Here is a 21,195-nt window from a genome sequence, read left to right on the forward strand (position 1 = left end):
TATATATGGCTTTCTATGTTCGGGATGAAGCGACGGATGACGCGGTGCGCAAGCTGGCGCGGTTGACCGGCCAGAGCCTGACCGTGACTGTCCGGCATGCGGTGGAAGCCGAATATGCTCGGCGTAAGCAGGCGGTTCCGCTCATGGAGCGGCTGAAACCGCTGGTTGACCGCTATCAGGCCTTTCCGGCCTCCGGCGAGCAGGCCGACAAGGCTTTCTTCGACGCGCTTTCGGGCGATGAGTGATGTTTGTCGATGCCTCGGCGATTATCTCTATGCTCAGCGGCGAAGAGGATGCACCGTCTCTGGCTCGCGCGCTTGAGCAGGCGCCCAAAATCCTGATTTCGCCGATGGCGATCTATGAGGCCGTTGCGGGTCTGGCGCGAAAGCGGGCATGCCCGATAGACGAGGCGCAGGCGCTGGTCGATCTCTTTGTGGCAGAGACAGATGCCCAAATGGTCGAGATCACTGAAAATGTGGGCCGGCTGGCGGTCGAGGCCTTTGCGCGTTTCGGCAAGGGGCGCCACCGTGCAGACCTCAATATGGGCGATTGCTTTGCCTATGCCTGCGCACGTGCCAACCATGTGCCGCTGCTGTTCAAAGGCAATGACTTCATCCACACCGATATCGAGCAGGCCCAGCACTAGCACCCGCCATTCGCGCTGAGCTCTCATGGGCTTGTCACCCAAAATCGTTCCGCTGGAGCGAATTTGCCGTCGGCACGGCGCGAAGCCCCTAGCCAAGCCTCGCGTCTTCCTCTATAGAGCCCCCCAATCCCATCAGAGATACGTCTCTGGGCCGCTTTCGGCGGCGCAACGATATTGAATTCGGAGTACCGACCATGGCAGTGCCAAAACGCAAGACTTCGCCGATGAAGCGCGGTTTCCGCCGCTCGCACGACGCGATTGCCAACCCCACCTATGTCGAAGACAAGGATTCGGGTGAGCTGCGCCGTCCGCACCACGTCGATCTCAAGACCGGCATGTATCGCGGTCGCCAGATCCTGGCTGCGAAGAACTAAGCCGAAAGGCTGTTTGGCGCAGATGCGCTTTATCTGATATTCGAGCGGCCGGCCCCCACAAGGGTCGGCCGTTTTCTTTTTCGCCGCCAACAGAAGCGGCCCAAATGGAGCAAGAGGCATATGAGCACGCGCGTCGAATCGGACACCATGGGCACGATCGAAGTCCCGACCGATAAGTATTACGGCGCGCAGACCGCTCGCAGCCTCATGAATTTCGATATCGGCGGGGAGAAGATGCCCGTCGAGATCATCCGCGCCTTCGGCATTCTCAAGAAGGCGGCGGCACTGGCCAATTTCAAGCTCGGCCTGATGGACGAAAAGACCCGTGACCTCGTGGTCGCGGCCGCCGACGAGGTGATTGCGGGCAAGCTTGCCGCCCATTTCCCGCTTGTCGTCTGGCAGACCGGTTCGGGCACCCAGTCCAACATGAATGTCAACGAGGTCATTTCCAACCGCGCCATCGAGATGGCCGGCGGCACCATGGGTTCCAAGAAGCCCGTGCACCCCAATGACCACGTCAATATGAGCCAGAGCTCGAACGACACCTATCCCACCGCCATGCATATTGCGGCGGTCGAGGCGGTCGAAAACTATCTCTATGAGCGCGTCCAGTTGCTGCGCGATACGCTCAATGCCAAGGCCGAAGCCTATATGGACGTGGTCAAGATCGGCCGCACCCATTTGCAGGACGCAACGCCCCTGACCCTGGGCCAGGAAATCTCCGGCTGGGTGGCGCAGATCGACTATGCCATGGCCGCCATCAAGGCCAGCATGCCTCAGCTCAAGGAACTGGCGCTGGGCGGCACAGCCGTCGGCACCGGGCTCAATGCCCATCCCGACTATGCCGTCACCGTTGCCAAGGAAATCGCCGATCTCACCGGCCATGACTTCGTCACCGGGCCGAACAAGTTTGCGCTCCTGGCCGGTCACGACGCCTTTGTCGGCACTTCGGGGGCGCTGAAGCAGCTGGCCGTCGCCTTCATGAAAATCGCCAATGACGTGCGCTGGCTCGCCTCGGGCCCACGCTCGGGCCTGGGTGAAATCACCATTCCCGAAAACGAGCCCGGCTCCTCGATCATGCCGGGCAAGGTCAATCCGACCCAGTCCGAGGCCATGACCATGGTCGTCGCCCAAGTGATGGGCAATGATGCCGCTATTGGTTTTGCAGCCTCGCAGGGCAATTTCGAGCTCAACGTCTTCAAGCCGGTCATCGCCTATAATTTCCTGCAATCGGTGCGCCTGCTGGCAGACGCCGCCAAGAGCTTTAACGACAATTGCGCCATCGGCATCGAGCCGGATCGCAAGCGCATCAAGCAGTTGGTGGACCAGTCGTTGATGCTGGTGACGGCGCTCAACCGCAAAATCGGCTATGACAACGCCGCCAAGATCGCCAAGACCGCGCACAAGAATGGCGGCACGCTGCGCGATACGGCCATCGAACTGGGCCTGCTCACCGGCGAAGAATTCGACGCCGAAGTAAAGCCCGAACAGATGGTCGGCCCGCTCAAGCTCAAGAAGTAAACTGGTTCAGCGATCCAAAAAGAATGCCGCCCCCACCGGGCGGCATTTTGCTGTCTGTGGCCTTGTTCGGCGGCCCTGCGACACCTAGCTTTAACCGCAGCGAGCTACGAGAGCAGACATGAGCAATTTCAACGACCAGGTGATCGCCGATTTTAATGCCAATGGCGGACAGCCGGGCGGCTATTTCGAAGGCAAGCCGGTGCTGCTGCTGCATGCCATCGGTGCCAAATCCGGCGTCGAGCGCACCCAGCCGCTGATGTATCTGCGCGAGAACGATACCGGCCCCTGGTATGTCTTCGCCTCCTATGGTGGCGCACCCAACAACCCGGCCTGGTATCACAATGTGCTCGCCCATCCCGATTTCGACATCTCGGTGGGCGATGGCAAGACCATCAGCCGCCTGCCTGTCCGCGCCAGCGTCGTCGATGGGGAAGACCGCGACACCATCTATGCCCGGATGGCCAGCCTCTTCCCGCAGTTTGCGGACTACGAGAAAAAGACCACGCGCGAGGCCATTCCGGTCATCGCATTGACCCCTCGCGCCGCCTGACCAGAGCGGGGCCCGCCGATCGCGCCGAACCGGAGAGCCTAGCCCTTTGCCGCTGCCTCGATCGCGGCCACGTCGATCTTTTTCATCGTCATCATTGCCTCAAAGGCCCGTTTTGCGCTGGGCCCGCCTGCCGCCATGGCGTCGGAAAGCGCGCGCGGGGTGATCTGCCAGGAAATGCCCCATTTGTCGCGGCACCAGCCGCACATGCTTTCCTCGCCGCCATTACCGACAATGGCGTTCCAGTAGCGGTCGGTCTCTTCCTGGTTCTCGGTGGTGACTTGGAAGGAAAAGGCTTCCGAATGCTTGAAGGCCGTGCCGCCATTGAGCCCGATGCAGGGAATGCCCATGACGGAAAATTCCACCGTCAGCACCGCGCCTTGCTTGGTCGAGGGATTATCGCTGGGGGCGCGGCTTACGGCGCCGACATGGCTGTCGGGAAAGGTCTGGGCATAGAAGCGGGCGGCGGCTTCGGCTTCAGTGTCGTACCAGAGACAGACGATATTTTTGGCGCTTTGCATGATGCTCTCCTCAAAAGCGTTGCGTGTATCCAAGCAACGATTGGCCCATCCTCGCTTCGACAGCGCAACACCCAAAAATTCCCGTTCCGCGCTTGATAAAGCTCTGGCATGGTGCCGGTCCCGATGCGGAGACTGAAAGATATGACCGAAACCGTCGTCCTTCCCACCCATCCGGCGCCACGGCGCAAGGGCACGTTCATTCCGCCGCTGCTGGTCTTCCCGTTCCTGGCCTATAACCTGATCGTCTTCGTGTTTTTCGGCGGCAATCCGGTCAATTGGGGGTTCGGCATGTTCTCCCTGCCCATGCCCTCGGGCATGCCCTGGGCGATCACCGCCGGCGACTTCCTCCTCGTCGTCGGCATTATTCTGCTGTTTTTCGAAGTGCTCAAATCCACCGGCACGGCGCGCGCCTCGATCATCGAGCACATGCTCTCCATGGTGCTGTTCGTGATTTTCCTGGTGGAGTTCCTGCTGGTCGGCGCAGCCTCGAGCTCGGTCTTCTTCCTGCTCATGGTGATGAGCCTCATCGACGTCGTCGCCGGCTTCACCGTCTCGATCACCAGCGCCAGCCGCGATGTGTCAATGAGCTAAGGCGTTTCCAGGGTTCGGTGGATGCAATGATCGCTCCTTTGCCACAAGGGGAGGGGCGATCAGTGTCAGGTCAAGCGAGCTCTGGAATGGCTAGAACAGTGGCGGCAGGGTGGTTATGGGGACGAGGCCCGAGGATAGATTGCCGTTGCTGAAATTGAGCTGGTTGGTGTGCCGGCCATCGGCGCCGGGGGTGCCGAGGACCAGGGTGCGCCAGGGTTCCTCGATCATCGGGCCGATGCGTTCGGCGACGCCGGCCGAGGAGATGTCGATCTTGCCATTGGGCCGGCCCTGATCGTCCAACTGCACCTGGCCGGAGGCCTCGAGATCGGCGCTGGCATCCTTGGCGCGCAGCGAGACCAGGTTCAGCGTGCCGCCATTGCGCTGCCAGAGCGGCAGGATGGGTTCGGCGCCGATCCTGCGCAGATCGTCGGGCAGGCCGCTCAGTTCGGCTTCAAGCTCGATATCGGCCGCTGCCAGCGTCATCATCGGCACATCCAGCGCCTGGGTTCGCAGATAGACGGCGAGGGCCGAGAGGCCGCGTTCGGCATCGTGCATTTCCGGGATGTCGAGCAGATGCAGTTCCAGCGCATCGGTCTTGGCCAGCAGCGCGTCGCCGAACAGGCGGTCGGTCCAGGAAACCTCTGAGCCGACGATCGACAGGCGGGCGATGCGCCAGTTCTCGACGCGCAGGCTGCCATTGAGCTCGGCCCAGGCCAATTCGCTCTGCTGGCCGGTAAAGGCGTCGGAAATCTGCGCCGGGCCCCGCGCTGAGGCCAGCACATGATTGGGCCGGTAGATGAGGGCGCTGGCGCGCACCGCCGGGATTTCGGCCATGACGTCGCCCGACACCACGACGGCATCGACACATTCGACATCGACGCTGAAGGGATAGCCGGAGATGTTGAGCGTGGCGCAGGTCAGCTGCGGGCTGGTCTCACCATCGGCGAAGGCAAGGGCATCGATCTGCTGGCGCAGCTGATTGGCCAGGAACAGCCAGCCGCCGCTCCAGGCGAGGGCCACGACAAGGACGACGACGCCCAGAATGATGATTCGTTTCTTCATGGCTTCAGTCTTAACGCTCCAGCCGGCTTGTCAGAAGCGGGTTTCCGCCACTGGCGTTCATCTGCGATCAATCCGAGATGCGGCATATTTGCATCAAGGGCCTGCGCGCTCCCCGCTTGCCGCCTGGTTTGCACACGAATAGGTTTTGGTCGACACATGGCACTGATCGAAGAGCATGAGGGCACTGCGGCCCATTGGGTTTTCGGGTACGGATCACTGATCTGGAATCCGGGCTTTGCCTATGTCAGCGCCCATCTTGGTCTTTTGCGTGGCGCCCACCGCTCGCTTTCCATCATTTCCCACCATCACCGCGGCACGGTCGAGCGCCCGGGCCTGGTGTTCGGGCTGACGCGTGGCGGCTCCTGCCGGGGCATGGCCTTCGAGGTGGCGCCGGCAGACTGGCCGGCGGTGCGGGCCTATCTCGAGGAACGCGAGCAGGTAACCTCGGTTTATCGTGATGTGATGCGGCCGGTTACCCTGGCCGATGGGCGGCGTGTCGCGGCGCTGGCCTTCGTGGTCGATGAAAGCCATGACCAGTTTGCCGGGCTGCTGAGCCCGGAACAGCAATTGGCCATGGTGCGCAATGGCGTGGGAATATCGGGCCGCAATATCGACTATGTGGTCAATACCGCCCGGCATCTGGCGCAACTGGGCATTCGCGACCATGCCTTGATGGCGCTCGTGGCTCAGCTCGAGGCCCTGGAGGCGGAGGGTCAGGCCGCCTGAGCCGACGTCTCCGGCAGCGGCATGGCGCCTTCGAGATCCCAGATAGTGCTGAGGCGATTGCCCTCGGCGGGGTCCGTCGCCAGGCGAAAGACCCGGTCGGCACAATCGAGCGCCAGGCGGAAGCGGGTGCGGCTCATCGGGTCGCTGACCAGATCCTCCGTCGAGCCCACCCAGAGCACATTGCCGCCCTTGCTGATGAGATAGAGGACGCCGGCATTCATGGAAAAGTCGCTGAAGCTTTCGCCGATCAGGTCGTAATCCCGGCCTGAACGCCCATGCCAATGCGCAAGCTTGAGCCCGGTCCGATCACTGGCTTTGACATGTCGCATCTGGCCGTCTCCCCTGCTTCCCCAGAAGAAGAACAAAATTAGAACAAATTGTTCCATTCGTCAAGCCGATATCGGCTCGACGCTACATGTATGTTTTTGTTCGCTGGCGCTGTCAATATCTAGTGGGTGGTGCTGGGGCGCAGCATATCGAGACGCGCTTGCAAGGGCGGGTCGAGCGGGCGGTTCAAACCGGCATCGACGGCCTCGAGAATGAGTCGAGTAGACTCCGGCTCGATGGCGGATTTGAGGCGCTCGAGAAAAACATCGGGGGCGAGGCCCGGCTCGATTGGCGCAAGAATGCGGGCGCGCGCCGTGCCGGGCCAGATATTGAGGCTGTTGCGGCCCCAGAACAGGCCGGCATTGAGGGCCACCGGCACGACCGGCACGCCGAGCTCGACATACATGCGCACCAGGCCCTGCTTGTAGTCGGGCGGCGCCAGCGGCGCCTTGCGGGTGCCTTCGGGGAAAATCACCAGGCGGCAGCCGCGATCGAGGGCGCTGCGCGCCTGGCGCATCATTTCGGGAATGGCCTCGGCACCCTTCCTGCGGTCGACCTCGATGCAGTCGAGCGAACGCGCGGCCCAGCCGAAGAAGGGAATGCGCATCAGTTCCTTCTTGACGATATAGGCGGGGCGGCCGGTATGCGGAAAGATGGAGAACACGTCCCAGTCGGACTGGTGTTTGGAGGCGATGATGCAGCCGCCGGCCGGGATGTTTTCCTGGCCCTGCACGTCGGTCTTGAGGCCGGCGACGACGCGCAGAAATTGCAGATTGGACCAGCACCAATATTGAGCCATGGCCCAGCTGAAAGACGTGCGGCCCGCCACGAGGCCCACGATACCGAGGACAATGGCGATGACGGCGGTCTGGCCGATGAACAACAGGTAGAAGAGAATTGTCCTGAGCGTCTGCACGAAAATCATGAGGCCTTCCTGGCTAGCCTAGTCCGTCTCAGGTGCCGATGGCCGCCAGGCAGTCGCGAAAACGATCTTGCTGGTCGGCGTCGAGGGCCCGTTTGGGGATTATCCTATAGAGCCGCTCGGACTCGAACAGCAGAAATACGCGTTTGTCCTCTGTCCAGCGCTTGAAGTGGCTCCAGGGCATGGCGAATTGTCCATATTCGCTGTCGAAGGCCAGTTGATCGCGGCTCCAGGAGAGACCCAGTTCGCCCTGCAGCGAGCGTTGCTGGCGATAGGTGCGCCGGGCCAGCAACGGATTGAGGACGACGCCGAGCGCCAGCACCACAGCGAAGGGCAGGAGGCTGAGGCCCAGAAGTGCCGGCCAACGGCTGGCGAGGCGCTCGGGATCGAGAGGGAAGGCAATGTCGAGCACCATTGCCATCAGCACCACGACGAGCACGAAGGTGATGACGAGCCCGATCCGGCGGCGCGGCGAGCGAACGGCATCGACGCCATAGAGGCGCGCCGCGTCGGCCATATCCTGCTCGGTGAGGGCAAAGCGGACGCTGTCGGACATGGCTCTCAGGAGGCTTCGCTGAGATAGCGGCGCACGGTCATGCGCGAGGTCACTGCCGTCAGCACGGCGATTACCGGGATCACCGCGGCCACGCCGATTATGCCGTCCCAGCCCAAGAGGAACTGTCCGAACAGCACCCCGACCTGGGCATTGGCTTCCGAGGGCAAAACGCTGCCGGCTGCGGCGCCGATCAGGGTGAAAAACAGCGTCGCCAAAACCGTGCCGAGCAACCCGCCCTGCAGGCCGATGGACAGGAACCGCCCCTGGAATTCGCCGGCAATGAACTTGTTGGAGGCGCCGATGAAATGCAGCACATCGACGATTTCGCGGTTCGAGGCCATGGCGCCGCGGGTGGCAAAGATGATGGCGAGCACGGTGGCCACGCCGATCAACCCCAGCACCAGAAGACCCGAGAGCACCACGGTTCCGGCCATGGTGTTGAGCTGCTGGCGCCAGGCGGCGTGGGTATCGAGGCTGGCGCCGTTGATGGCACCGAGATTGCGCTGCAATTGCTCGATATCGGCATCCACCGGATCGGCCAGTTGCACGACGATGAGGCGGGGAATGGCGATGGCCGAGAGGTCGAGCCCGGCGCCGAGCCAAGGCTCGAGCAGGGCCTGGCTTTCCTCGATGGTGAGGGCCCGCGCACCGGAGACGCCGGGAGTGGACTGGGCCAGCGACACGGCGGTGCGCAGATTGCTCTCCATCACCTCGCCCTCCACCGGGCGGATCTGGATGGTGAGTTCGCGCCCGACATCGGCGGACCAGGCGATGGCCGATTTCTGTACCAGGACCACGCCGCCCAGCGTCACCGCCGAGAGAAAGGCCATGATGGTGATGAGCAGCAGCAGGGTGCGGCCCGCCACGCTCTTTTCGGGGACGATGGGCGCGGCACCGGCGCGACGCGGCAACAGGGCGAGCACACGATCAAGCATGGATTTTCAGCTCCCCCTTGTTGAGCACCATGCGCGGATAGGGGAACCGGTCGAGCAGGGGCAATTCATGGGTGGCCAGAATGATGGTCATGCCCAGTGTGCGGTTGAGCTCGGCAAACAGGTGCACCAGCCGGCTCGACAGGTCCGGATCGACATTGCCGGTGGGCTCGTCGGCCAGCAGCACCTTGGGCCGGGCGATGACGGCGCGGGCAATGGCGGCACGCTGCTTTTCACCGCCCGAGAGCAGGGTGGGCAAAGCATGCATGCGCTCGCCCAGCCCGACCCATTCGAGCAGTTCGGTGACATTGGGCCGATATTCGCTCTCGGGCTGGCCGAGCACGCGCAGCGGCAGCGCCACGTTTTCGAAGGTGGTCAGATGGTCAAGCAGGCGGAATTCCTGGAACACGATGCCGATATGGCGGCGCATCTGCAGCAATTGGTCCTGGTTGAGATGGCTCACATCCTCGCCGAACATGGTGACCTTGCCGCGGCTGGGCTTCAGCGACAGCAGCAAGAGGCGCAACAGGCTGGTCTTGCCCGAGCCCGACGGGCCGGTGAGGAAATGGAAGGAGCCGGGCTCAATGGAAAAACTGAGATCCTTGAGGATTTCGGGGCCATTGCCGTAGCGCAGGCCCACATCGGAAAAGTCGATCAAGAACGGGTGCTCCCAGTCCATCCGGTGTTGGTGGCGCCGCCTTCGGGCGAATCAGTTGGCGCATCATAGCAGCGTGACGGCGCCTGGGCGGCATGCCTGGGCGTTTTGCGCCGGGGAAAGCGGCACATTTGTGATCTTGGGGAGGATTTGAGGAGTTTTAACCCCGGCAGGGCTAGGGTCGGGCTGCATGCTTCTTGTCCCAGCGCCGGTCTGATGATCATCACCTGTCCGCATTGCCAGACCAAGTACCAGGTGACCTATGAGGCCATCGGTGCGGCTGGTCGCAAGGTGCAATGCGCCCATTGCCAGCAGGCCTGGCAGCAGGCCGCGCCAATGATCCCCGAGCCCGAGCCGTCCAGCATCGAGGAAGACGACAAGCTCTACGGCGAAATGGCCGAAGACGTGCTCGACGAGGCCTTCATGGCCGAAGCGGCGCGGGTGGCGCCATCTCCGCCGCCTGCCCCGACGCGCGCCGAGCCGGTGCCGCGCACCGGACGAACGCCGATGCGATCGGTCGATCCGGCGGAGCTCAAGAAGCGCCAGCAGGCATTTTCACGCCGGCAGAGCGCCATGTTCTCGCGCCTGCCAATGGCGCGGCTGCGTCGCACCGCCAGGCTGGCCAGCGTGGTCATGCTAGTCGGCCTTGTGGCGCTGCTGTATTTCGGCCGCACCCAGCTGGTCGAGCGCTATCCCGATCTGGCCGGCGTCTATGCGGCGGTGGGCATGGGGGTCAATGTGGTCGGCCTCGAATTTTCCAATCTCGACACGCTGAAAACCCTGACCGGAGGCGACGAGGTGCTGGTGGTCTCGGCGCAGATCGTGGGCCTGATGCCCAAGCCGGTGCGGGTACCCCCGGTGGTGGTGAGCCTGCTCGATGCGCGCGGCAAGACCGTCTACGAATGGAGCGTGGCTTCGCGGGTCGGCGACCTGATGGCCGGCGAACGCGCCACCTTCGAGACTCGCCTGACCCTGCCGCCGGTCAATGCCGAGCGGGTGCGCCTCACCTTTGCCACGGCCAATGCCCTTCCCGAGACGCGCGAGGAGCCAGCGCCGCTGCAGGCGCCTGAGGCGAGCCAGCATCCTGCGGCCCCTGCCGCAACCGAACACGCTGCCGAAGCCCCGGCTGCCGATATTTCAGAGCCGGAAAGCGCCCATGGCGCCGCGCCGGCCGCCGAACACCATTAGGAGTGCAGTTTCTTGGCCAGAATTCTCGTTGCCGAAGACGATCCGTCCGTCCGCGCCTTCGTGGTCAGTGCCCTCACCATGAAGGGGCATGAGGTGATTGCCGAGGAAGATGGGGGCCTCGCCGCCGAGACCGTCGATGCCGAGGACGGCCAGTTCGACCTCTTGCTCTCCGATATCAAGATGCCGGTGATGGACGGGATCGCGCTGGCCCTGCATGTCGGTGCGCGTTTTCCCGAGCTCACCATTCTGTTGATGACCGGCTTTGCCGACCAGCGCGAACGAGCCCATGGGCTCGATGCGCTGATCTACGACGTCATCCCCAAGCCGTTCACCCTGGCCGACCTCCTGGCCAAGGTCGAGGACGCGCTTTCCGGCAAGCCGGTGGAAGTGGTGTCGCTGGCGCGCCAGCCCCTGCAATAGTTCAGAGCCAGTCGGGAACGCTATCGAGCGCGATCAGCTCGTCGATGGATTTGCGCGGGCGGATCACGTGCCAGCGTGGTCCATCGACCAAAACTTCCGGGATCAGCGGGCGGGAATTGTAGGTCGAGGCCATGACCGCGCCATAGGCCCCGGCGCTCATGATCGAGATGAGATCGCCTTCCTTGACGCCGGGAATGGTGCGGCCCTTGGCCAGATAGTCGCCGGTTTCGCAGACCGGACCGACAATATCCCCGGTGATCGGGGGCAGGTTGGACTGGTTGACCAGTTCGACATCGTGATGGGCTTCGTAAAGCGTGGGGCGGATGAGATCGTTCATCGCCGCATCGACGATGATGAAGTTCGAGCTCCCCTCCTTCACATATTCGACCTTGGTGACCAGGATGCCGGCATTGCCCACCAAGAGGCGGCCGGGCTCGATCACCAAGTTGCAGCCCAATTGCCCGACCTTGTCGCGCACCACGGCGGCGTAGGCGTCGGGATGGGGAGGAGCTTCCTGGTCGTGATGATAGGGAATGCCCAGGCCGCCACCGATATCGACATGGTGGATGGTATGGCCATCGGCGCGCAGGGCGGTCACCAGTTCGGCCATCAGACCGAAGGCATTGCCGAAGGGCTCGAGATCGGTGATCTGGCTGCCGATATGCATGTCGACGCCGACGGCCTCGATATTGGGCAGCTCGGCAATGCGCCGATAGACCTCGTGGGCGCGCTTATAGGAAATGCCGAACTTGTTCTCGCTCTTGCCGGTCGAAATCTTGGCATGGGTGCGGGCATCTACATCGGGATTGATGCGCACGGAGACGCGCGCGGTCAGGCCCATATCGGCTGCGATCATCGACAGCCGCTCGAGCTCGGGCTCGCTCTCGACATTGAAGCACTTGATCCCGGCCGCCAGGCCCTGGCGCATTTCCGCAACGGTCTTGGCCACGCCGGAAAAGACGATCCTGTCGGCCGGAATGCCGGCGGCGAGAGCCCGCTGCAATTCGCCGCCCGACACCACGTCGGCGCCGCAGCCCTCCGAGGCCATGAGCTTGAGCACGGCCTGGTTGGAATTGGCCTTCATCGCATAGGCGAGCAGGGTGGGAATGCCCTCGAAGGCGCGCTGCACCACCTGCACATGCCGGCGCAGCGTGGCGCTGGAATAGACGTAAAAGGGCGTCCCTACCTTTTCGGCGAGGTCGTTGAGATTGACGTCCTCGGCATAAAGCGTGCCGTCGCGATGGTTGAAGTGGTGGACCATTTTATGCCCCGCAATCCTGTCTTCCCCTCTCCCCTTGTGGGAGAGGGTGCCCGAAGGGCGGGTGAGGGGTTCTCACACGCTCCGCGCCCCCTCATCCGGCGCTTGCGCGCCACCTTCTCCCACGAGGGGAGAAGGGGACCCGGTGATCTAAACTGAGAGCGACAAAAACAAAAGCCAGACTTATCGATCCGGCTCATAAACCGCTTCGATGCGCTCGGCGACCAGATGTTGCAAACGCCACAGATGCGGATCGCGGATACCGAGCTGTTCGAGATGGGCGACGGTGGAAAAGAGATATTCGGCCATCGAACCGCGAGAGCCCACGGCCTTGGCGAGCACGTCAGCGATCTGGTCTTCACTCAGTCCGGAAACGTAACGGCCCGAATTGCGGTCGATGCAGAAGGTCAGCGCCGTCATTGTGCGCTCACCCGCCTGGACATTGACCCAGCGCGGCGGAAAGGCAGAGGGCCGCCAGGCCATTTCCCGCTCGAACAGTTTGATCAGGTTGTCTTCGATGGCGTCCGGCGGCAGGCGATAGGCGACGCCCTTGCAGGCGCCACCCCGGTCGAGCGCCAGCATCAGGCCCGGATGTTCATCACTGCCGCGCCAGCGATTGTTCCAGCCGAGGCAAAAGGCGCGATGCCAGCCGCGAATCGTGCCGGTGCGCATTTCGATGAAATCGCAGGCCGGTTTCCAGATCAGCGAGCCATAGGCGAAGAACCAGATTTCGCCGGGATCATCGATCTGGGCCAGCAGTTGCGCGATGGTGGCGCGATGATCGTCCTCGCTCGCCCGATACATGCCCTCGGGCGGATCGGGCATGTCCTCGCTGATCTCCGTCGGCTGGAGATAGGCGACATGCCGGTCGCTGAGGCGCATGGTTCGGGGCTTTGGCGGCAATGGTCTCTCCGTCTTCCCTCTCCCTGTGCGCGGGCAGTGTCTACTTTGGACGTTTTGACAACCGGCTTTGGTGCTCGTTCGCCTTCCTCCCCCTTGAGGGGCTTCGAAGCGTGCCGGAAGCAAAATCGCTCCAGTGGAGCGATTTTAGGTGAGAAGGCCATTTTGAGCTACGCTCAAACGGACTGTGAATGAGGGTGGGGGGCCATCAGTGAATCACTGAACCACCCCCCACCCCGGCCCTCCCCCTCAAGGGGAGAGGGAGAGCAGGAACCGCGGTTACCGTGCCTCCCGATGAGCCCAAAGTAAACACTGCCCCTTGCGGGAGAAGGTGGATCGCGCCTTTGCGCGAGACGGCTCAAAGCCCGCCATCACCATGGCTGCCATGCGTCTTCTTGCCGAGCGCCTTGGGCTCATGGGTCTCGCCGGTGAGCAGGCTCTTCCAGCGCGCCGCCTGCACAACCACATTGGCTGGCGCGGTGCCGCCATAGGATTTGCGGGCGGCCACCGAGGCCTCGACCGTAAGAACCTTGTGGATGCGGCTGTCGATACGCTGATCGATGAACTTGAAGTCCTCGATGGTGAGGCCTTCGAGGCCGCAATTCTTCTGCTCGGCCAGGGCCACGATCTGCCCGGTAATGTGGTGGGCATCGCGGAAGGGAATATTGAGTTCGCGCACCAGCCAGTCGGCGACGTCGGTGGCGGTGGAAAAACCGGCCGAGGCCGAAGCGTGCATGCGGGCGCGATTGGGCGCCATGTCGGCCACCATGCCGGTCATGGCGGCCAGCGACAGGGAGAGCGCGTCGAGCGCGTCGAAGGCCACTTCCTTGTCTTCCTGCATGTCCTTGGAATAGGCCAGCGGCAGGCCCTTCATGACGACAAGCAGCGAATTGAGCGAGCCCATGATGCGGCCGATCTTGGCGCGCACCAGTTCGGCGGCGTCCGGATTGCGCTTCTGCGGCATGATCGAGGAGCCGGTGGTGAACTTGTCGGAAAGCTTGATGAAGCCGAACTGCGCCGAGCTCCAGATCACCATTTCCTCGGCGAAGCGGGACAGGTGCATGGCGCAGATCGCCGCTGCCGCAAGAGTTTCGAGAATGAAGTCGCGGTCGGAGACGGCGTCGAGCGAATTGGCAGTGGGGCGGTCGAAGCCCAGGGCCGCCGCGGTCATGTCGCGGTCGATGGGATAGGGCGTGCCGGCCAGCGCCGCCGAGCCCAGCGGATTCTCGTTGAGGCGCTTGCGCGCGTCGATGAGCCGGCCGGCATCGCGGCCGAGCATTTCGACATAGGCGAGCAGATGGTGGCCGAAGGTCACCGGCTGGGCGTTCTGCAGGTGGGTGAAACCGGGCAGGATGGTTTCGGCCTCCTCCTCGGCGCGTTTGACAAGGCCAAGCTGCAGCGTCTGGATCTGGGCCACCAGATGGTCGATGGTGTCGCGCACATAGAGGCGGAAATCGGTGGCCACCTGATCATTGCGCGAGCGCGCGGTGTGCAGGCGTCCGGCGGCATCGCCGATCTTTTCGCGCAGGCGGCTTTCCACATTCATGTGAATGTCTTCGAGCGCGCGCGAGAACGTGAAGGTGCCACCCTCGATTTCGGCGAGCACCTCGTCTAGACCGGCCAGAATGGCATCGCGGTCCTCATGCGTCAGAATGCCCGTCGCGGCGAGCATTGTGGCGTGAGCCTTCGATCCGGCAATATCCTGGCGGTAGAGACGCTGGTCGAATCCGATCGAGGCGTTGATTTCTTCCATGATGGCGTCGGGTCCGGACGCGAACCGGCCGCCCCACATTTTGTTGCTCATCTTCAGGCCTTTCGGAGACACCATGTCGGACATGAACCCCACCCAGCCAACAGCACGCAATCGTCTGGCGATGGTCGCTGCATTGGGGGTAGCGGGCGTGGGCGTAGCTATAGCGGCGTGGGTCTATCTGGGCAATGCCGCCACGGCAAGCAGCTGCCCGGTGCAGTCGATGCAGGCCCAGGTGATCGATGCCGCGGCAGTCGGGCAGCTGGCGGCGCTCAACGGCACCGGGGAGGGACGCGGCTATGCCGACATGGCGTTCAAGGATGCCTCGGGCAAGGACATGACCATTGCCGATTTCTCCGGCAAGGCGCTGCTGGTCAATTTCTGGGCCAGCTGGTGCGTGCCGTGCCGGGAGGAAATGCCGGCGCTCGACGCGGTGGCGACCGAATACAATTCGGACAAGTTCATGGTGCTGCCGATCAATCTCGATATCGGCGCCGGTGGCCAGGAAAAGGCAGAGGCTTTCCTCGACGACGGCCAGTTTGCCAATCTGCCGCTTTATGCCGACAGCACCTTTTCAGCCTTCGAGCGGCTGAAGCGCGAAGCCGTCGCGGTGGGCCTGCCCGCGACGCTGCTGCTCGATCCGGAAGGCTGCGAATTGGCGGTGCTGCAGGGCCCGGCTGAATGGGACTCCGAGGACGGCAAGGCCGTGGTCAATGCACTGATCGGGCTGCGCGGTTAAACCAGCTTTTCGACCTCGGCGCCGTTGATCGGCGTCACCAGCGGCACCTCGTGCACGCTCGCCTGGGCCTGGTTCTCGGCCTGATTGAGCAGCATTTCCATGCGCAGTTGCGCCACCTTGGCCAGTTGCGTCGCGAGCGAGGCGCCCTGGTTCTGGGCGATGCGGGTGACCATGGCGGAAGGATTGGTGCCCAGAGCATTGATCATTGCGGGCTCCTTTTGGGGTTAGGCGAGCTTGTCCACCTTCGCGCCCTGGCCGGGCGGGGGTGGGCTCAGCGCGGTTTCCATCAGCATGTTGAGCAGGTCGGTCTGCATGTCATGCGATTTCTTGACGATGGCGATCTGCGTCGCGTGCTGGGTCTGCGCCGAGCGCATGGTCAGCATCTGCGTTGTGAGATCGGTGTTCACGTCGGCTGGCCTTTCGCGCTTTGCGAGAAGACTAGCAGCGGCCCCTAAAGAAACCGTTCATGATGCGGTCATCTGCCGCCAAACAGCCCGACGCCATGCCGGCGCAAGGGGGCGGCCAGCACCAGCCCGGCAGCGAAACCGCCGATATGGGCCCACCACGCCACCGGTTCGTCGGAGCCGATAAGCCCATAGAAAAGCTGGGTCAGGATCCAGAATCCGAGCATCCAATAGGCCGGGACCGGCAGAGGAATGAGCCAGACGATGCGGGCCAGGACGAAGACCCGCACATGGGGAAAGAGCAGGATATAGGCGCCCATGACCCCGGCCACGGCCCCTGACGCCCCGATCAGCGGCCCATTGCCGTCGAGGTTGAACAGCAGGTGGGCGAGGGCTGCAAGGACGGCGCAAGCGAGGTAAAAGCCGAGGAATTTCAAGTGCCCGAAGGCATCCTCGATATTGTCGCCGAACACCCAGAGGAACAGCATATTGGTGAGCAGGTGCATCCAGTCGGCGTGGAGGAATGCATAGGTCACCAGCGTCGCCCAGTCCGGCAGCCAGGGCACCGGCTGGGGGTAAAGATCGCGCACGACGATGGGGATCATGCCGAAATCGATGGTCGCCTGATCGAAGGCTGCCGGCGGCAGCGCCGCCTGTACCAGAAATACCAGAATGGTGATCCCGATCAGCCCATAGGTGACGAATGGAAACTCGACATGCTTGATCGGATTGGCGTCATGCAGGGGCAAGAACATATTCTGTCACGTCTCTCCTGCGCGGCACCACTATCTGCGGCAACCGGGTGCGTGTTGCCGTTCAGTCGGTCTTCTTCACGTCACCATAATTGCCCGGCACCCACAAGACATCGTCGGCACCATTGGCATTGGCCACGCGGCCCAGCACAAAGAACAGGTCCGAGAGGCGGTTGAGATAGCGCAGGGTTTCGGGACTGGTGTCGGGCTCGATCTCGAGCAGGGCCGAGACCACGCGCTCGGCGCGACGGGTGACGGTGCGGGCAAGGTGCAGGGCTACCGAGAGCGGCGTGCCGCCGGGCAGGATGAAGCTCCTGAGCGGGGAGAGATCGGCGTTGAACCGGTCGATCTGGTCTTCCAGCCAGTTCGTCTGCACCGGGCGGACGCGCAGGCTGGGATATTCGGCATCGGGATCATCCGCGCCGGGGGTCGCCAGGTCCGAGCCCACATCGAAGAGGTCGTTCTGGATGCGAGCAAGGATGGGGTCCAGCACATGGTGGGCGCCGGCGGCGAGGCGCGCATTGCCGACAAAGGCATTGGCTTCCTCGACCGTGCCATAGGCCTCGATGCGCAGATCGTGCTTGGAGCGGCGGGGGCCGCGCACCAGCCCGGTGGTGCCGCTATCGCCGGTGCGCGTATAGATGACGTTGAGCTTGACCATGACTGGTGCCCGCGGCTCAGCCGCGCCCGAACAGGAACAGGGCGCCCATCAGCAGCAGGATGGCCACGGCCTGGCCGATGACGCGCAGGCGCATCAGCCGCTGGCTGGTATTGCCCGGCCCGCCCTTCATCATGTTCCACAGGCCCATGCCCAGAACGATGACGACGAAGAGCAGCGCGAGTGCGATGGCAATGTTCAATAGGGTCTGCATGTCAGCCTTAACGGGTCGGGTGGCGGTCGAGTTCACCATTGATATAGGCGAGGAGCCCGGCGGCCAATGCGTCAAAGATGGCACGGATCCGGTGTGAGGTGAACAATTCCCTGTGCGTGGTCAGCCAGATCGGCAAGGGCGGGATCTGCGGGTCGATGTCGAGCGCCACCAGCCCGGGCGTGGACGCCACCAACTGCTGCTGTCCGAAGGCAATGCCGAGCCCGGCCTTGAGCAATTCCCAGCAATGGGACTGGTCGTCCGAGCGCAGCATGAAGTTGTCGCGGCTGACTGCAAATCCCATGCGCTGGGCATGGCTGACGATAAGGTCCGAACGGTCAAAGCCGATGAGGTCGTGTGACCAGAGGTCCTGCAGTGTCTGTGGCCGGCCGCGCCGGGCGAGATAATCCTCATGTGCGGCTGCCACCAGCGGCACCTCGCCCAGATGCCGGGTGATCAGCTCCAGCTGGGTGGGGCGGAACATGCGGATGGCGATATCGGCCTCGCGCATCAGCAGATTCTCCGAAGTATCGGAGGGCACGATTTCTATGGCGATGCGCGGATGCAGCGCGCGAATGGATCTGAGCAGGGTGGGCAGAACATGGTTTGAGATCATGACGCTGGCAGTGATGCGCACCGTGCCTCCCTCATCCTGCTGAGCGCCCTGGGCGAGGATATTGGCCTCGGCGAGGGCAGATTGGGCGTCCTTGACCCGACCATAGAGCCGCAAGGCCGACGCAGTCGGCTTGAGACCCGAAAGGCTGCGGTCGAAGAGCGTAAGGCCAAGGGCGGTTTCCAGCGCTTCGACATGACGGCCGATGGTGGGCTGGCTGATGCCGAGGTCGCGCGCAGCCGCCGATAGCGAGCCCTCCGCCACCACCGCTGCAAAACTGCGCCATAGCGCCCAGTCCGGCTCTCTATTCATTTTTGAATGTCAAATGTCGAATTGTAGGGAATTTCTATTCTTCAATGTATCGACGACCGTGCGCTCATGCAATCCAAGGAGGATGAAATGAGTGGACGCAATGTGACGGTTCTGGGCAGCAACGGCCATCTGGGCCATGCCGCCATGGTGGGATTTGCCGAGGCGGGGTGGACAGTGACGGGCTTGGGCCGAAGCAATCGCAAGCCGGTGGCCGGGACGCGCTTCCTTGCCGGCGATGCCAATGATGTCGCCGTGGTCCGTGCGGCCATTGCGGGGGCCGATGTGGTGGTCCAGGGTCTGCATCTGCGCTATGACCAATGGGGCAATGGGCGCGCCGAAGCGCAATTGCAGGTGGTGCTGGACGCCATGGCGGGTAGCGGCAAGACGCTGCTGTTTCCCGGCACGATCTACAATTACAGCGCCGGTGACCGCGTGGTGTCACCGCAATTGCGGCAGCAGGCGGAAAAGCCGCGCGGGGAAATCCGGATTCGGCTCGAACGGATGCTCGCAGAGGCCGCGGCAGCAGGCGATATCCAGGCGATCATCGTACGGGCTGGGGATTTTTATGCGCCCGGCGATCAGGGCGGCTGGTTCGAGCAGGCCATGCTGATGAACTGGCGGCGTGGCAAGGTCTATCATCTGGCCGACCGCAATTTACGGCACAGCTGGGCCTATCTGCCCGACCTGGGACGCGCCTTTGCCCGGGTCGCCGAGCGGCGTGAGACTTTGGGGCCGTTCGAGAATTTCCACTTTGCAGGCCATTGGGTCAGCCATGGACAGCTGATGGCGGCGATCCAGGCGGCTGCGCCGAAGCCACTCAAGCCCTCGCCCATGCCCTGGTGGCTGTTGCGCGCCATGGGCCTGTTCGATCCGGTGATGCGCGATATTTTCGAAATGCGCTATCTCTGGACCCATGAGATGGAGCTGGTCGATCCCCGTCTGGATGCGCTGCTTGGCCCCGGCGTCCTGACCCCGTTCGAAACGGCCGTGGGCGAGACGGTGGGCACGGTGTTTGGCAGCCAAGGGACGGTTAAGGTGGACGCTGCCTAAAACCCCACGGCGCGGCGGACGTCTTCTGCCGTCCAGCCGTCTGCCCGCAAATCCCGCAGGCTGGGTGAGCCGCGGGATTTGGCCAGCTTCTCGCCATCCGCGCCCTTTATCAGGCGATGGAAATGGTAATAGGGGCTGGGCAGACCCAGCAGCATTTGCAGCAGGACGTGAATGTCGGTGGCCGCTTCCAGATCCTTGCCGCGGGTGACATGGGTTATGCCCTGCGCCGCATCGTCCACCACCACGCTCAGATGATAGGAGGTCGGCACATCCTTGCGCTGCAGCACTACGTCGCCCCAGCGCTGGGGGCGAGCATAGCGAATTTGCGGGCGGTCGAGGATGGTGGGGCCGATGACCGAATAGGTCAGCATGCCGGTGCGGGCGAGAGCGGTTTCCGTGTCGAGCCGGAACTGGACGGGATCGCCGCGCTCCAGGCGCTCGATGCGCTCGGCATTGCTGAGATGTCGGCAGGTGCCCGGATAGAGCGGGGCGCCATCGGGATCGGTATCGGTTGCCTGCTCGGCGATTTCTGCGCGGCTGCAGAAGCAGGGATAGAGCAGGTCCGCCCGTCGCAAATGGTTGGCGGCATCGGCATAAGGCTCGAAGCGATCGGACTGGCACAGCACCGGCTCGGGCCAGTCGAGGCCGAGCCAGGCGAGGTCTTCGAGGATCGCCTCGGCAAAATCGGGTTTACAGCGGCCGATGTCGATGTCCTCAATGCGCAACAAGGCGCTGCCGCCCAGCTTTTCGGCGGCATCCCAGGTCACCAGGGCCGACAGGGCGTGGCCCAGATGCAGATAGCCATTGGGGCTGGGTGCGAAGCGGAGCAGTGGCTTGGACATGGACCGGATAAGGAAATGATGTTTGCCCCTCACTAGCATTTTGACCACCGAGGCGACACCACGCATCGATACGCCGGAGGGGGTGGCCTGGCATCTCGATACGCTGGTGGGACTGGTGCCGGCGCTGGCGCCGATGCGCCAGGCGGTGGGGACGGTACTGCCCCGGGTCAACCCGAAGCATTTTGCCGGCATGGCCAAGGTGATCTGTGGCCAGCAATTGTCGGTGCAGAGCGCGGCGGCGATCTGGGGCCGGTTCGAAGCGCTGCCTGGGGCGCTGGAGCCCGAGACCTATCTGGGATTGAGTGAGGACATTGTGCGCGGCGTCGGCTTTTCGCGCGGCAAATTTCTGTCGCTGCGGGCGGTGGCTGAGGCGGTCCTGGGGGGCGAGCTGGACTTTGCCCAGGTTGATGCGCTACCGGCCGAAGAGGCCATCGCGCGGCTGGTGGCGCTCAAGGGGGTCGGACCATGGACGGCGGAGGTCTATCTGCTGTTTTGCGCGGCGCATCCCGATATCTTCCCGGCCGGAGACCTGGCTTTGCTCAAGGCCGCCCATCATGGGCTTGGGCTCGAGGCACGTCCCAGCATCAAGGAAATGATTGACATCGCCCAAAAATGGTCGCCCCATCGCTCGGCGGCGGCGCTTCTGTTCTGGCGGTATTTCGCCAGAATGCGCGATCGCGAGGGAGTTTTGCTTTAGGCGGTTTTGATCGGGACGCGA

The 21,195-nt window shown here is 63.2% G+C and carries 29 protein-coding genes; 12 read left to right on the forward strand and 17 right to left on the reverse strand.

Annotation, left to right across the window (positions count from 1 at the left end):
- Window positions 1-5 precede the first annotated feature (5 nt).
- From DEVEQU_RS10060 to DEVEQU_RS10080, 5 genes are all read left to right on the forward strand, one after another.
- Entirely contained in the window at window positions 6-245 is a 240-nt protein-coding gene (locus DEVEQU_RS10060; protein ID WP_126150440.1) for a type II toxin-antitoxin system VapB family antitoxin, read from the forward strand.
- Entirely contained in the window at window positions 245-646 is a 402-nt protein-coding gene (locus tag DEVEQU_RS10065; protein WP_126150441.1) for a type II toxin-antitoxin system VapC family toxin, read from the forward strand. Before DEVEQU_RS10060 ends, DEVEQU_RS10065 begins: the two co-directional genes overlap by 1 nt.
- A gap of 194 nt (window positions 647-840) precedes the next feature.
- Window positions 841-1,020: a 50S ribosomal protein L32 gene (rpmF, locus tag DEVEQU_RS10070; protein WP_126150442.1), complete on the forward strand. Its 180-nt coding sequence runs from the start codon at window positions 841-843 to the stop codon at window positions 1,018-1,020.
- A 120-nt stretch (window positions 1,021-1,140) separates the two neighbouring features.
- Window positions 1,141-2,541: a class II fumarate hydratase gene (gene fumC, locus DEVEQU_RS10075; RefSeq protein WP_126150443.1), complete on the forward strand. Its 1,401-nt coding sequence runs from the start codon at window positions 1,141-1,143 to the stop codon at window positions 2,539-2,541.
- Window positions 2,542-2,659: 118 nt separating this feature from the next.
- Entirely contained in the window at window positions 2,660-3,091 is a 432-nt protein-coding gene (locus DEVEQU_RS10080) for a nitroreductase/quinone reductase family protein (RefSeq protein ID WP_126150444.1), read from the forward strand.
- 38 nt (window positions 3,092-3,129) lie between these two features.
- On the opposite strand, the gene DEVEQU_RS10085 is transcribed toward DEVEQU_RS10080, so the two are convergent.
- Window positions 3,130-3,609, reverse strand: a complete 480-nt coding sequence (locus DEVEQU_RS10085; RefSeq protein WP_126150445.1) for a VOC family protein — start codon at window positions 3,607-3,609, stop codon at window positions 3,130-3,132.
- A 141-nt stretch (window positions 3,610-3,750) separates the two neighbouring features.
- Between DEVEQU_RS10085 and DEVEQU_RS10090 the strand changes: the two genes are divergently transcribed.
- Window positions 3,751-4,200, forward strand: a complete 450-nt coding sequence (locus DEVEQU_RS10090; protein WP_223214168.1) for a hypothetical protein — start codon at window positions 3,751-3,753, stop codon at window positions 4,198-4,200.
- A gap of 90 nt (window positions 4,201-4,290) precedes the next feature.
- Here DEVEQU_RS10090 and DEVEQU_RS10095 read toward each other — a convergent pair whose 3' ends face one another.
- Window positions 4,291-5,262 carry a DUF2125 domain-containing protein gene (locus tag DEVEQU_RS10095; RefSeq protein WP_126150446.1) on the reverse strand — a complete coding sequence of 324 codons (972 nt, stop codon included), beginning with the start codon at window positions 5,260-5,262 and terminating at the stop codon, window positions 4,291-4,293.
- Window positions 5,263-5,418: 156 nt separating this feature from the next.
- On the opposite strand from DEVEQU_RS10095, the gene DEVEQU_RS10100 reads away from it, so the two are divergent.
- A complete protein-coding gene (locus DEVEQU_RS10100) occupies window positions 5,419-5,988 on the forward strand; it encodes a gamma-glutamylcyclotransferase (RefSeq protein ID WP_126150447.1) in 570 nt (189 codons plus the stop codon).
- Here the strand turns inward: DEVEQU_RS10100 and DEVEQU_RS10105 are convergent.
- The 5 genes from DEVEQU_RS10105 to ftsE form a co-directional block, all read right to left on the reverse strand.
- Window positions 5,976-6,317 (reverse strand): hypothetical protein, encoded by a 342-nt coding sequence (locus DEVEQU_RS10105; RefSeq protein WP_126150448.1) that lies wholly within the window; start codon window positions 6,315-6,317, stop codon window positions 5,976-5,978. The two genes, DEVEQU_RS10100 and DEVEQU_RS10105, sit on opposite strands and share 13 nt — an antisense overlap.
- A gap of 119 nt (window positions 6,318-6,436) precedes the next feature.
- Window positions 6,437-7,240, reverse strand: coding sequence for a lysophospholipid acyltransferase family protein (locus tag DEVEQU_RS10110; RefSeq protein ID WP_126150449.1), 804 nt, complete (start codon window positions 7,238-7,240; stop codon window positions 6,437-6,439).
- A 28-nt stretch (window positions 7,241-7,268) separates the two neighbouring features.
- Window positions 7,269-7,793, reverse strand: a complete 525-nt coding sequence (locus DEVEQU_RS10115) for a YcxB family protein (protein ID WP_126150450.1) — start codon at window positions 7,791-7,793, stop codon at window positions 7,269-7,271.
- Window positions 7,794-7,798: 5 nt separating this feature from the next.
- The gene (locus DEVEQU_RS10120) at window positions 7,799-8,728 is read right to left on the reverse strand and encodes a cell division protein FtsX (protein ID WP_126150451.1); all 930 of its coding nucleotides are present in this window, start codon (window positions 8,726-8,728) and stop codon (window positions 7,799-7,801) included.
- Complete coding sequence (gene ftsE, locus DEVEQU_RS10125) at window positions 8,721-9,383, reverse strand: cell division ATP-binding protein FtsE (RefSeq protein ID WP_126150452.1); 663 nt, start codon at window positions 9,381-9,383, stop codon at window positions 8,721-8,723. Before ftsE ends, DEVEQU_RS10120 begins: the two co-directional genes overlap by 8 nt.
- Window positions 9,384-9,596: 213 nt before the next feature.
- On the opposite strand from ftsE, the gene DEVEQU_RS10130 reads away from it, so the two are divergent.
- Together DEVEQU_RS10130 and DEVEQU_RS10135 are read left to right on the forward strand one after the other, a co-directional pair.
- Window positions 9,597-10,568: a zinc-ribbon domain-containing protein gene (locus DEVEQU_RS10130; protein ID WP_126150548.1), complete on the forward strand. Its 972-nt coding sequence runs from the start codon at window positions 9,597-9,599 to the stop codon at window positions 10,566-10,568.
- A gap of 12 nt (window positions 10,569-10,580) precedes the next feature.
- Window positions 10,581-10,988, forward strand: coding sequence for a response regulator (locus DEVEQU_RS10135; protein ID WP_126150453.1), 408 nt, complete (start codon window positions 10,581-10,583; stop codon window positions 10,986-10,988).
- A gap of 1 nt (window position 10,989) precedes the next feature.
- Here the strand turns inward: DEVEQU_RS10135 and lysA are convergent, their stop codons facing one another.
- From lysA to argH, 3 genes are all read right to left on the reverse strand, one after another.
- Complete coding sequence (gene lysA / locus DEVEQU_RS10140; RefSeq protein ID WP_126150454.1) at window positions 10,990-12,249, reverse strand: diaminopimelate decarboxylase; 1,260 nt, start codon at window positions 12,247-12,249, stop codon at window positions 10,990-10,992.
- 180 nt (window positions 12,250-12,429) lie between these two features.
- Window positions 12,430-13,149, reverse strand: coding sequence for a gamma-glutamylcyclotransferase (locus DEVEQU_RS10145; protein WP_126150455.1), 720 nt, complete (start codon window positions 13,147-13,149; stop codon window positions 12,430-12,432).
- 355 nt (window positions 13,150-13,504) lie between these two features.
- Complete coding sequence (argH, locus tag DEVEQU_RS10150) at window positions 13,505-14,950, reverse strand: argininosuccinate lyase (RefSeq protein ID WP_126150456.1); 1,446 nt, start codon at window positions 14,948-14,950, stop codon at window positions 13,505-13,507.
- Window positions 14,951-14,972: 22 nt separating this feature from the next.
- Between argH and DEVEQU_RS10155 the strand changes: the two genes are divergently transcribed.
- Entirely contained in the window at window positions 14,973-15,635 is a 663-nt protein-coding gene (locus tag DEVEQU_RS10155) for a TlpA family protein disulfide reductase (RefSeq protein ID WP_223214169.1), read from the forward strand.
- Here DEVEQU_RS10155 and DEVEQU_RS10160 read toward each other — a convergent pair.
- From DEVEQU_RS10160 to DEVEQU_RS10185, 6 genes are all read right to left on the reverse strand, one after another.
- Window positions 15,632-15,841 carry a hypothetical protein gene (locus DEVEQU_RS10160; RefSeq protein ID WP_126150457.1) on the reverse strand — a complete coding sequence of 70 codons (210 nt, stop codon included), beginning with the start codon at window positions 15,839-15,841 and terminating at the stop codon, window positions 15,632-15,634. The two genes, DEVEQU_RS10155 and DEVEQU_RS10160, sit on opposite strands and share 4 nt — an antisense overlap.
- Window positions 15,842-15,859: 18 nt before the next feature.
- The gene (locus tag DEVEQU_RS10165) at window positions 15,860-16,042 is read right to left on the reverse strand and encodes a putative motility protein (protein WP_126150458.1); all 183 of its coding nucleotides are present in this window, start codon (window positions 16,040-16,042) and stop codon (window positions 15,860-15,862) included.
- Window positions 16,043-16,110: 68 nt separating this feature from the next.
- Window positions 16,111-16,794, reverse strand: coding sequence for a rhomboid family intramembrane serine protease (locus DEVEQU_RS10170; protein ID WP_126150459.1), 684 nt, complete (start codon window positions 16,792-16,794; stop codon window positions 16,111-16,113).
- Window positions 16,795-16,855: 61 nt separating this feature from the next.
- Complete coding sequence (locus tag DEVEQU_RS10175; protein ID WP_126150460.1) at window positions 16,856-17,452, reverse strand: cob(I)yrinic acid a,c-diamide adenosyltransferase; 597 nt, start codon at window positions 17,450-17,452, stop codon at window positions 16,856-16,858.
- A 16-nt stretch (window positions 17,453-17,468) separates the two neighbouring features.
- Window positions 17,469-17,663 carry a twin transmembrane helix small protein gene (locus tag DEVEQU_RS10180; protein ID WP_126150461.1) on the reverse strand — a complete coding sequence of 65 codons (195 nt, stop codon included), beginning with the start codon at window positions 17,661-17,663 and terminating at the stop codon, window positions 17,469-17,471.
- Window positions 17,664-17,670: 7 nt separating this feature from the next.
- A complete protein-coding gene (locus tag DEVEQU_RS10185) occupies window positions 17,671-18,585 on the reverse strand; it encodes a LysR family transcriptional regulator (protein ID WP_126150462.1) in 915 nt (304 codons plus the stop codon).
- Between the two features lie 87 nt (window positions 18,586-18,672).
- Here DEVEQU_RS10185 and DEVEQU_RS10190 point away from each other — a divergent pair, with 87 nt between their 5' ends.
- Window positions 18,673-19,635 (forward strand): NAD-dependent epimerase/dehydratase family protein, encoded by a 963-nt coding sequence (locus tag DEVEQU_RS10190; RefSeq protein ID WP_164550341.1) that lies wholly within the window; start codon window positions 18,673-18,675, stop codon window positions 19,633-19,635.
- Here DEVEQU_RS10190 and gluQRS read toward each other — a convergent pair.
- Complete coding sequence (gene gluQRS / locus DEVEQU_RS10195) at window positions 19,632-20,477, reverse strand: tRNA glutamyl-Q(34) synthetase GluQRS (RefSeq protein ID WP_126150464.1); 846 nt, start codon at window positions 20,475-20,477, stop codon at window positions 19,632-19,634. The genes DEVEQU_RS10190 and gluQRS overlap by 4 nt on opposite strands.
- A 22-nt stretch (window positions 20,478-20,499) precedes the next feature.
- Here gluQRS and DEVEQU_RS10200 point away from each other — a divergent pair, with 22 nt between their 5' ends.
- Window positions 20,500-21,174, forward strand: a complete 675-nt coding sequence (locus DEVEQU_RS10200) for a DNA-3-methyladenine glycosylase family protein (protein ID WP_223214170.1) — start codon at window positions 20,500-20,502, stop codon at window positions 21,172-21,174.
- Window positions 21,175-21,195: the final 21 nt, after the last annotated feature.

Source organism: Devosia equisanguinis (genome assembly GCF_900631955.1).
In the GTDB taxonomy this organism is placed as follows: Bacteria; Pseudomonadota; Alphaproteobacteria; order Rhizobiales; family Devosiaceae; genus Devosia; species Devosia equisanguinis.